Origin of the sequence: Streptomyces sp. NPDC094448 (genome assembly GCF_044763775.1) — a bacterium.
Classification (GTDB): domain Bacteria; phylum Actinomycetota; class Actinomycetes; order Streptomycetales; family Streptomycetaceae; genus Streptomyces.
Genome location: NZ_JBIWGU010000020.1, coordinates 32744 through 42687 on the forward strand (window position 1 = coordinate 32744; position 9944 = coordinate 42687).

Consider the following 9944-nt stretch of genomic DNA (forward strand, 5'->3'; position numbering starts at 1 on the left):
TGATCGCCGACGCGATCAGTGGTCGCCGAGGCCGACGAGCTCGAGTCGCAGGGCGTCGAGTTCGGCGTCGGACAGCTCGCGCACCAGGCGGAGGATCTCTTCGGCGTCCTCGCCCACTGCGGCACGGATGGGCGCGGGAACCCGCTCGACCAGTTCGATGACCCGCTCGGCGGACTCGTCGGCGCCGAGTCCGCCGCCCTGCATGTTGTTGAGGGCTGCGGTGAAGGCGCCGAAGGCATCGCCGTACAGCTCGCGCTGCTCGTCGGTCATCGTGTCGGCGACGCGCTGGAGGGCCGCGGCCGTCTTGGCCGGACCGCCGGTGCGCATATTGCCCGCCTGGGCCATCACGAAGTCGATGCCGAACGGCTTGAGTTCCGCGCGGTAGACGTCCGCGAGAGCTTCCAGGGTCGCCTTCGAGGCGCTGGACGGGCCGTTGAAAGGCAGGGGGAAGCGGCCGGTCATCGCACCGATCTGGACGATACGGCCCCGGGACCGGCGCAGCGCGGGCAGGAAGGCGTTGATGACGGCCAGACCGCCGAAGACGTTGACGTCGAACTCCCGCTTCACCGCCTCGAGCGGGATGACCTCCAGCGGGCCAGGCGTCAGGATGCCCGCGTTGCCGATGAGGACGTCCAGCCCGGCGTCACCGAGTTCCCCGGTGACCTCGGCCACCCAGTCGGCGACGGCGCGCTCGTCGGTGATGTCGACAATGGACAGTGTCACCGCTCCGCCCGATGCCAGGTCCAAGGCGTCGATCTCGTCCCGGGTCAGCGCCGTGCCGAAGACCCGGTACCCCTTCGCGGCCAGCTTCAGCGCGACCTCCCGGCCCAGCCCCCCTCCCGCACCGGTGATCGCGACCGAGGGACGCTTGCGCTCCATGACATTCGACATGATGTCGTCTCCTTCCTCCTGCTCCGTGACTTCTCCGCGCCCCTCGAGAACTCACAGGCAGGGACACGGGGCCGGCCGGACCGACCCGGAGAGGTTGATACGTCAACAACATACCCGGCATCAAGTTGACGTGTCAACCATCCTAGCTTCGGGCTTTCCGTGAACGGTTGATCACCGTGAGGAATTAGATGACAGATCAACCAATGCTTTACTCTGACTGCCATGGCTTCCACAACACACTGGCTCGCACCCGAGGAGCAGTCCGCCTGGCACGGCTTCATCCGCATGCAGGCCCGGCTCACCGGGCGGCTCGCCAGGGAACTCCAGAACGAGACCGGCCTCTCCGCGGGCGACTACGCCGTACTCGTCGCCCTCACCGACGCACCCGACGGCCGACTCCGGGTGCTGGAACTGGCCAGGGCCGTGGAATGGGAGAAGAGCCGGCTGTCCCACCGGATCGGCCGCATGGCCGGACGCGGCCTGGTCGAGCGGGTGGAATGTGAGGGCGACGCCCGAGGCGCCTTCGTCGTTCTCACCGAAGGCGGGCGCCAGGCCATCGAGCGGGCCGCACCCGGCCATGTGGCCACCGTGCGGCGCCTCGCCCTGTCAGCCCTCTCACCCGACGAGATCCGCCTGCTCGGCCACATCTCGGAGCGCATCCTCGACAGACTCGAACAGGACTCCCACACCCCCGGAGATGCCACATCCAAAGGGGTGGACGGCACGAGGCGTGCGGCACGGCCGGTTCTCTGAAGCGGCCTTCAGCAGCCGGGAGTCGGGCACTGAACGAGGGGCTCTCCCGTGGGCGCGGGGACGCGCTCTCCGATCACGCGCCCCGGCCCTATCCGGCGCACACCAGGGGGCACAGCGAGTCGGGACATCGAGACCGTCACACTCAGCCGGATGCCCCGGGTTCACCCCGAGGGTGTCCCACCGGAGGCCGGCTCAGCTTCCGACAGGGCCCCGGGGCTTCCGAGCAGTCCCAGCCGGATCAAGTCGTCCATCGGGTCGTGCACGCTGCAGGGTGAGTGGGCCACTCCGGAACCGTCGGACCCGCGAGCCGTTCCGGGGCGGGCGCGCACGGACACCGCCCGCCCGGGTTCCGTCCGTCCACGCCCACTCCCAGGAGGTCCCGGCGGCCCTCTCGCCTGCCATCGCCGGCTGCACCGCCGTCACCGGGTGAGCCTTTCCACCGGGGCGAACTCGGCCGGGCGGCCCTGGGTGTTCTCGTCCAGCCACAGCGCACGGCGGTGGCGCCGGCGCCGGTCGAGCAGTTCGTCGACTCCGACGATGTACTTCCGCGCGCTCTGTTCCACCAGATTGGGGAGCAGTCGCTTCAGCGGACTCCAGCGCCACAGCCCGGCCGAGGGCAGTCGGACCGCATGGAACACCTCCTGGTTCACGAAGAAGCGGGTCCATCCGAGAGCGGTGCGGTACTCCGTTTCCTTGCGGCGGCGCACGTCGCCGGTGTCTTCCTGGGCCGGCCCGAACGCCTTCACGAATCCCTGGCCCAGCCTTCTGCTGTCCGGCCCGTCGTCCGGTGCCTGCGACAGCAGGACCAGATAGACCGCGCGCCACCAGTCCTCGACGGTCCGGGGGTAGTACGACGGTTCGATGCCCATCAGATGTCCGACGTAGCGCCAGAAGTGCATATGGGCCAGGACGTCCTCGTCGTCGATCAGATAGCCGAGAGCCTTCATGTGCTGGGTGAGAGTGAAGGACAGCGTGATGATGGAGAACTGATCCCGCTGGTTGAGAGGCACTCCCAGCCTCGCGGAGTCCCACTCCTCATGGGGCGTGATCCTGTTTCGGATCATGGAGTGCAGGACACGGACGGTGACCGCGGTCCTGCGGCCGTCACCACGCTGCCGCAGGGCGCCGGGTTCGGAGACGTCCGTCCAGAACCGGCAGGTCTCCAGGAACCGCCCGAAGGCGCTGTTGCCCGTGTAAGCACCGGTGAGCACAAGAGGCTTGGCGATGGTCTCCCGGCGGTATCCGTCGAAGGTGGTGATCCCGAAGTAGAGGAAGGCGTCCGTGCCGTACCGGCGGAAGACCCTGGCGCCCCGCTCGACGAGATCCCAGTCGAGCCATTCGGGCTCGGTGTCGATGTGCGCGAAGAGCGCGGTCAGTTCGACAGGAGCGCCCGGGACACTGCCGATGCCGTGCTCTAGAGCCTGGTCGACCAAGCTCCGGGCGTCACGGATGAATCCCCCGGCGAACGCCGCGTCAATGAACGCGTCGGAGAGCGCGTCCCCGCGAGCGCCGTCCCGGCCCAGTTCGTCGACGACCTCTTCCGGCAGTTCGATGCCGCCCTTGATGTGACGGGACAGTTTCTTCTCCAGTGCGCGACCCGGTGGACTGTGGCGGGCCTGGCGGTAGGTGAAGGACGGCGGGATGGAAGGGCTGTCCGTTTCGGTGATCTGGCCGGTGTTCATGCGGCGGACTCCTCACGGGCCGATGGGCTCAGCGGTCCTTCGCGCCCGGCCCTGTCTCCGGGCGCTTGGCGGCCACCCTAGGCATTAAATTGTCACCTGTCTATATTTTCCCGGAGTGACTGCACCGATCCCGCCACAGGCTTACAGCGTGTGGCGCACAGCGCGGCGGCGACCGCGGCTTCGCCGCCCGATGACAAAACGGACGGCCCGTAGGATGTGACCATGACCGAGCCGCTTCGGGTCAGGCCCCGGGGCCGCCCTCGCAAGGACGTCGATCCCGCCCCCGTGGACGACGCCCTCGCGGCAGCCCTGCACGCGTTCGCCACGCACGGCTACAACGGTGTCTCGGTCCGCACGCTCAACCGGGAACTGGGCGTCAGTCACAACCTCCTGCACCAGCGGTTCGGTTCGAAATCGGCCATCTGGCACGCCGCGGTCGACTGGGGCTTCACGCCGCTCGTGGAGAAGCTGGAGATCACTGACGATCCGAACGCATGCCCCTTCGACCGGCTGCACGCCTGGATACGGAGCTTCGTCGAACACCAGGCCGAGCACCCCGACCTTCTCCGCCTGGTGACGATGGAGGCGAGCGAGCGGACCGAACGCCTCGACTACATCTACGACACCTTCATCGCACCGGCCTGGGCACGCTTCGGCGCGCTCCACGAAGAGCTCAACCGCCAGGGGCTCATCCGCCGGGTGTCGCTCCGCAGCATATTCTTCATGATCACATCAGGCGGTTCGGCGGTCTTCGGCAGCCGAGCGCTGGCCCAGCGGCTGTCCGATGAGGACCCCTTCACTCCGGAGGAAGTCGGCGCTCACGCGCGGTACGTCGCCGACACGATCATCGCCGGTCTCAAGCCGTCACAGCACTGTGAATGACCTGCCCCGCATCTGACCAGCCCGCGATGCGGCCGGGTGGCAAGCGCATGGCCGGACTCGTCGGACGACCAAGGCAGTCACATGATCGTCGGCACGCCGTGCGGTCACCCGTGCGGGCGACCTCATCCTCATTCGCCATCTGAGGGAGCCCCCCTCCCCTGCAGCTCTCATCCTCGCCCGCAGACCGCCGGGCACGGCAGGACGGGGAGTCGGGCATCGTTACACCCCCTCAAAAAAGGGGGACTCTCGCCTGATACCGATCCGAGTGTTCGCGTGTGGAAACCCGAGTCCGCCCGACGTGATCTGACACAACATCGGGAAGTTCAGCATCAAGTCAGCAAGAGTTCCGCCGAACCCGCCCCCGACCGCCGTGAAGCGCCAAGATCACCAACTGGCCATACATGCCCTGAGCTGCGAAAACGCAGCTCAGAGGCCCGTCTGCTCATCAGCCGAGGAGAAACAGTTGAGGATGCTCATCAATGTCCCCGAGACCGTGGTCGCCGATGCCCTGCGCGGGGTGGCGGCCGCCCATCCCGAGCTGACCGTGGACGTCGAGAACCGGGTCGTCGTGCGCCGTGACGCGCCGGTGGCCGGGAAAGTGGGGCTGGTGTCCGGCGGCGGGTCCGGGCACGAGCCCCTGCACAGCGGGTTCGTAGGACCGGGCATGCTGTCCGCCGCGTGCCCCGGGGAAGTCTTCACGAGTCCCGTGCCCGACCAGATGGTGCGGGCGGCCGCCGCCGTGGACAGTGGGGAGGGGGTGCTGTTCATCGTGAAGAACTACACGGGGGACGTCCTCAACTTCGAGATGGCCGCCGAACTCGCCGAGGACGAGGGCGTACGGCTGGCGAAGGTGCTGGTCGACGACGATGTGGCGGTCACCGACAGCCTGTACACGGCGGGGCGGCGCGGTACGGGTGCCACGCTGTTCGTGGAGAAGATCGCGGGAGCCGCCGCCGAGGAGGGCGCTCCGCTGGAGCGGGTGGAATCGCTGGCGCGCCGGGTCGACGAGGTTTCGCGGAGTTTCGGCGTGGCCCTGAGCGCGGTCACCACCCCGGCCAAGGGGAGTCCGACCTTCGAGCTGCCGTCCGGGGAGCTGGAGCTGGGCATCGGCATCCACGGGGAGCCGGGCCGGGAGCGGCGGGCGATGATGACCTCCCGGGAGATCGCCGACTACACCGTCGACGTGCTGGTGGCCGACCGGCGGCCGAGCGGTCCGGTGCTGCTGCTGGTCAACGGGATGGGCGCCACTCCGCTGCTGGAGCTGTACGGATTCAACGCCGAGGTGCACCGGGCGCTCAGGGAGCGGGGGGTGACCGTCGCCCGTACCCTCGTCGGGAACTATGTGACCTCCCTCGACATGGCGGGCTGTTCGGTGACGCTCTGCGAGGCCGACGAGGAGCTGGTACGGCTCTGGGACGCGCCCGTGCAGACCCCGGCGCTCCGCTGGGGCCGCTGAGCGGAGTCCGACCGCTCGCCACCGGGGGCCCTCCTCACGGATGATCGGTCCAGGGACGCCCTTCGACTCAAGGGAGTGCACGTGCTCGACGCCGAATTCTTCCGCCGCTGGCTCACCGGGACCGCCGCTCTGGTCGACCGGGAGGCCGCCCGGCTCACCGAACTCGACTCCGCCATCGGGGACGCCGACCACGGATCCAATCTCCAGCGGGGTTTCACGGCCGTGACCGAGGCACTGGCGAAGGAAGCCCCCGACACCCCGGGAGCGGTGCTGGTCCTCGCGGGCGGGCAGCTCATCTCCAAGGTGGGGGGCGCCTCCGGACCGCTGTACGGAACACTTCTGCGCCGTACGGGAAAGGAGCTGGGCGATGCCGCCGAGGTGACACCCGGACAGTTCGCGGCGGCGTTCGCCGCGGGGGTCGCGGCGGTGGCCGGGCTCGGCGGGGCCAAGGCCGGGGACAAGACCATGCTGGACGCCCTGGAACCGGCCGTCGCCGTGCTCGGCGCGGGCACGGACACCTTCGCCGCGGCCCGGGACGCGGCCGGACAGGGCGCGCGGGACACCGTGCCGCTGCTCGCCCGTAAGGGCCGGGCGAGTTATCTCGGGGAACGGAGCATCGGGCACGAGGATCCGGGAGCCGCGTCGTCCGCGCTGCTGCTGGCCGCGCTCGCCGGGGCGGTGGCGTGATGGCGGGCGGCACGGTGGGGATCGTCCTGGTGTCGCACAGCCGCGAGGTAGCCGATTCCGCGGCCGCGCTGGCGGTGGCGCTCGCGGGCGCGGGACCCGATGCGCCGGTGGCGGCCGCGGGCGGCACCCCCGACGGCGGTCTCGGGACCAGTTCCGAACTGATCGCGGGGGCGGCGGCGGCCGTGGACCGGGGCGCGGGCGTGGCGGTTCTGGTGGATCTCGGCAGCGCCGTACTGACGGTGAAGGCACTGCTCGCCGAGGGCGACGAGCTGCCGCCGGACACCCGGCTGGTGGACGCGCCCTTTCTGGAGGGCGCGATCGCCGCGGTGGTGACGGCGTCCGCCGGGGGCGCGCTGGACGCGGTGGAGGCCGCGGCCTCGGAGGCGTACGGCTACCGGAAGGCGTGACCCGGCCGCCGGACCACCGGCCGCCGTTCGGCCGAACCGTGGTGGCGGGCGGCGGGGCACGCTCCTAGCGTCGGTAGCGACCGTGCGTGCCTCCCCCACCGAAAGACCTGACATGCGTGCCATACGTCTCGCGCCGCTCGCCGCCCTGACCACCGCCGCCGCCCTGACGCTCGCCGCTCCCGCGGTCGCCGCCGTTCATGTGCCAGGACCGGTGCCGGTGCCGGTGCCGGTGCCCGCGGGTGCGGGGACGGATTCCGGCGCGGCGGCCGAACAGGACGGCGGGGCGGCCTCCTTCGCCGTCACCGTGGCCCCGGAGACCGTCGCACCCGGCGGTACGGTCACCCTGCGGGCGACGGAGTGCTCCGGCCCCTCCGTGACCGCCTCGTCGGGTGTTTTCGCACCGGTCACCCTGGCCGAGGGGCTGCCCGGCACGGCGACCGTCTTTCCGGAGGCGGAGCCGGGGGCCGCGTACGACGTCACCTTCGACTGCCGGGGTGAACGCGCCACCACACGGCTGCTCGTCGCCGAGACGTCCGCGGCCGGACCGGATCCGGCCGGGCAGGAGGGCGGCGATGCCGTCGTCCGCGAGCCGGCTCCGGATCCCGTTACCGGTACGCGTGATTCCGGTACGGCTGTGCACGATTCCGGTGCCGGGGCGCACGACGGTACGTCGGTACACCGCTCGGATTCCCCGGTGAAACCGGATGGCGGGGTACGGGCGGGCGGCGGAGGCAGTGTGCCGCGGTCCGGCCCCGAGCGGATCGCCGCCGGGTCCGCCCTGATGGCGGGTGCGGTCGCGGCCGGTGCCGTCCTGTTCGCGGTACGCCGGAGGCGTACCGGCCACGGCGTCTGACGCCCGCACGTCGCCGTGCTGCCGCCGCCCCCGCCACCCGCCCATCGCGCCCCGCGCGGCGGACTGTGGTTCTCGCTGCTCTGCGTCCTGCTGCTGGGGCTCTTCCTGGTGCGTACGGGGACGGGCGCACCGGGCACCGGGCCCGGTGCCTCGGCCACGGTCGGCCCGCCCGGGCCCGCGCGGGCCGCCGCCGCAGGCCGGACCGCCGCCGAACCGCCGCGGGCGGCCGCACCGCTCCCCCACTCCCCACCGCGCCGGATCGTGGTCCCGTCCCTGCGGATCGACGCCCCGGTGCGCGGTGTGGGGCTGACCTCGGACCGGTCCGTCGCACCGCCGCCCGTCGGGGAAGCCAATCTGGCGGGGTGGTACACGGGGTCCGTATCGCCCGGTGAACGCGGTACGGCCGTCGTCGTCGGCCATGTCGACACCGAGACCGGCCCGGCCGTCTTCCACCCCCTCGCCCGCCTCGGCCCCGGCGACCGCATCGAGGTGGCCCGGGAGGACGGCCGTACGGCGGTGTTCACGGTGTACGGCGTCGAGTCCCTGCCCCGGGACGGTTTCCCGGCCGGCCGGGTCTACCGGGACGCGCCCCGGCCCGAGCTGCGGCTGATCACCTGCGGCGGCCGCTGGTCGCCGGGGTCGGGCTATCAGGAGAACGTCGTCGTGTTCGCCCGCTCGGGCGGCTGAAACCCTCCGACGAGCGCGACGGCCTCGGGAACCGTGAGCCTGCCGCCCTCTCCGTACGCCCGCCGCCACGCCTCGTCGCCCAGTGCCGTCCGGGCCGCCGCCTCGGCCTCGGTCCGGGTCCGCCGCTCGTCGTGGAAGGGCTGGAGGCCGAGCCCGCCGGAGCGGTGCCCCGCCGCGTCGAAGACGGCGATCAGCCGTGCCGCGTCCCCGGCTGCCCCGAGCCGGGCCATCGCCCAGGCGGCGCAGAGGAACTGGTCCACCATCAGCCGGGTCACGAAGTCTCCGAGCCCCTCCAGCAGCCGGAGCGCGGTCCGGCAGTGGCCGAGGGCCCGTGCGAACCGGCCGTCCTGGCAGTCGAGCCACGCGTGGATGCCGTTGATCAGCCCCCGGAACAGCTCGGGCGCCTCCGCGCTGAGCTGCTTCTCCAACGTGTCGAGCTGGGCGCGGGCCAGCTCGGTCCGTCCGGTGGCGCCGTAGTGCCGGGCGAGGAGCATATTCGGGGTCGCCAGGAACTCCACCTCTCCCGCGGTCGTCCCGGCGTCCCGCGCCGCGTCGAGGAGTTCCCGCTCCGCGGCCTCCCGCACGGCCGGATCGGTGGCCGTCCGCAGCTTCAGAAACATCAGGCGCGCCCTGTAGACGGAGGACACCTGTACGGGCTGGCAGGACCGGTCCACGATCCGCAGGGCGTCCTGGTAGTCGGCGGCGGCCGCCTCGTTCCGGCCGTTCCACTCGTGGTTCTCGCCCCGGACCGCGTACGACTCGGCAATGCCCCAGTCGTCACCGGCGGCCGTGAACAGGGCGAGGGCCCGGTCCGGGTCCGATTCCGGGCCGGTGTCCCCGGGTGTCCCGTCCGGCGGTCCCTCTCCGCCGGGTGGCCGGGTGAACGCGCCCGACCGCAGCCGTACCCGCATGAGCAGGGTGAAGGCCAGGTCCCAGCCGTCCGCCGTGCCCCGCGCGTACTGCTCCTCGCAGGCGGCGACGAGGGCGTCGGCGGACTCGTCGAGACCCGTGAAGCCGCCGATCATCAGCTTGCAGAAGAACCACATGGCCGCGGGCTGGCGGACGAGTTGGGGCAGCCCCGGTTCGTAGGCGCCGACCATGCGCCGGAGCCGGTCCCGGGTTCCGGCTTTCTTCACCGCCATACCGTCCGGGCCGCCCGCGGCCAGCGCCGTCATCCGGACCCCGCGCCGCGCCTCCCACAACCGGTTCCGGGACCACGGCGGCGGTGTGTCGGTGCAGCGCCCCGCGACCGGCTCGGCGGGCCGCACGGGTGCCTCGAACGGATCGGGCCCGAGGGCGGCGACGGCGGTCGACCAGGTACGGGCGTCGGACTGGAGCGACCGCAACTGCCAGTACCAGCCCAGGGAGAGGACGAGGCAGAGCCCCTCCTGCTCCTCCTCGTACTGGACGGCGGTGCGCAGGGCGGCCCGGATATTGCCGATCTCGGTGTCCAGACGCACCGTCCACCTGCTGCCCCCGGGGCCGCGCAGGGCCGATTCACCGATCCGGGCCAGTTCGCGGTACGTCCTCAGATGGCCGCGCTCGACGGCCTCCCGTTCCCCGGCGGCGTCGAGGCGGTCGGCGGCGTATTCGGCGACGGTTTCGAGGAGGCGGTAGCGCATGGCGGAGCCGTCGCCGGGGGCGGC

The 9944-nt window shown here is 71.5% G+C and carries 9 protein-coding genes and 1 pseudogene; 7 read left to right on the top strand and 3 right to left on the bottom strand.

Features of this window, described 5'->3' with window-relative positions:
* Positions 1-15: 15 nt before the first annotated feature.
* The gene (locus ACIQ9E_RS29395) at positions 16-891 is read right to left on the bottom strand and encodes an SDR family NAD(P)-dependent oxidoreductase (RefSeq protein WP_403712185.1); all 876 of its coding nucleotides are present in this window, start codon (positions 889-891) and stop codon (positions 16-18) included.
* 222 nt (positions 892-1113) lie between these two features.
* On the opposite strand from ACIQ9E_RS29395, the gene ACIQ9E_RS29400 reads away from it, so the two are divergent.
* On the top strand, positions 1114-1644 hold the full coding sequence (locus tag ACIQ9E_RS29400; protein ID WP_403712187.1) for a MarR family winged helix-turn-helix transcriptional regulator: 531 nt from the start codon (positions 1114-1116) through the stop codon (positions 1642-1644).
* Positions 1645-2063: 419 nt separating this feature from the next.
* Here the strand turns inward: ACIQ9E_RS29400 and ACIQ9E_RS29405 are convergent, their stop codons facing one another.
* Positions 2064-3326 (bottom strand): oxygenase MpaB family protein, encoded by a 1263-nt coding sequence (locus tag ACIQ9E_RS29405; protein WP_403712189.1) that lies wholly within the window; start codon positions 3324-3326, stop codon positions 2064-2066.
* Positions 3327-3548: 222 nt separating this feature from the next.
* Between ACIQ9E_RS29405 and ACIQ9E_RS29410 the strand changes: the two genes are divergently transcribed.
* The 6 genes from ACIQ9E_RS29410 to ACIQ9E_RS29435 all read left to right on the top strand — a co-directional run bounded on the left by ACIQ9E_RS29410 (position 3549) and on the right by ACIQ9E_RS29435 (position 8298).
* On the top strand, positions 3549-4208 hold the full coding sequence (locus ACIQ9E_RS29410; protein WP_403712191.1) for a TetR/AcrR family transcriptional regulator: 660 nt from the start codon (positions 3549-3551) through the stop codon (positions 4206-4208).
* A 463-nt stretch (positions 4209-4671) separates the two neighbouring features.
* A complete protein-coding gene (gene dhaK, locus ACIQ9E_RS29415; RefSeq protein ID WP_403712193.1) occupies positions 4672-5664 on the top strand; it encodes a dihydroxyacetone kinase subunit DhaK in 993 nt (330 codons plus the stop codon).
* A gap of 81 nt (positions 5665-5745) precedes the next feature.
* Positions 5746-6351, top strand: coding sequence for a dihydroxyacetone kinase subunit DhaL (gene dhaL, locus ACIQ9E_RS29420; protein ID WP_403712195.1), 606 nt, complete (start codon positions 5746-5748; stop codon positions 6349-6351).
* Positions 6351-6758 carry a PTS-dependent dihydroxyacetone kinase phosphotransferase subunit DhaM gene (locus tag ACIQ9E_RS29425; protein WP_403712197.1) on the top strand — a complete coding sequence of 136 codons (408 nt, stop codon included), beginning with the start codon at positions 6351-6353 and terminating at the stop codon, positions 6756-6758. The genes dhaL and ACIQ9E_RS29425 overlap by 1 nt, the downstream gene beginning before the upstream one ends.
* Positions 6759-6870: 112 nt before the next feature.
* Positions 6871-7611 (top strand): hypothetical protein, encoded by a 741-nt coding sequence (locus ACIQ9E_RS29430; protein ID WP_403712199.1) that lies wholly within the window; start codon positions 6871-6873, stop codon positions 7609-7611.
* 15 nt (positions 7612-7626) lie between these two features.
* The gene (locus ACIQ9E_RS29435; protein ID WP_403712201.1) at positions 7627-8298 is read left to right on the top strand and encodes a class F sortase; all 672 of its coding nucleotides are present in this window, start codon (positions 7627-7629) and stop codon (positions 8296-8298) included.
* On the opposite strand, the pseudogene ACIQ9E_RS29440 reads toward ACIQ9E_RS29435, so the two are convergent.
* A pseudogene (locus ACIQ9E_RS29440) lies at positions 8259-9944 on the bottom strand (AfsR family transcriptional regulator); the annotation flags it as partial. The gene ACIQ9E_RS29435 and the pseudogene ACIQ9E_RS29440 overlap by 40 nt on opposite strands.

What these genes read in the sequence shown, in the direction of transcription:
- ACIQ9E_RS29395 (WP_403712185.1), bottom strand. Translation starts at nt 891, where the DNA reads ATGTCGAATGTCATGGAGCGCAAGCGTCCCTCGGTCGCGATCACCGGT.
- ACIQ9E_RS29400 (WP_403712187.1), top strand. Translation starts at nt 1,114, where the DNA reads ATGGCTTCCACAACACACTGGCTCGCACCCGAGGAGCAGTCCGCCTGG.
- ACIQ9E_RS29405 (WP_403712189.1), bottom strand. Translation starts at nt 3,326, where the DNA reads ATGAACACCGGCCAGATCACCGAAACGGACAGCCCTTCCATCCCGCCG.
- ACIQ9E_RS29410 (WP_403712191.1), top strand. Translation starts at nt 3,549, where the DNA reads ATGACCGAGCCGCTTCGGGTCAGGCCCCGGGGCCGCCCTCGCAAGGAC.
- ACIQ9E_RS29425 (WP_403712197.1), top strand. Translation starts at nt 6,351, where the DNA reads ATGGCGGGCGGCACGGTGGGGATCGTCCTGGTGTCGCACAGCCGCGAG.
- ACIQ9E_RS29430 (WP_403712199.1), top strand. Translation starts at nt 6,871, where the DNA reads ATGCGTGCCATACGTCTCGCGCCGCTCGCCGCCCTGACCACCGCCGCC.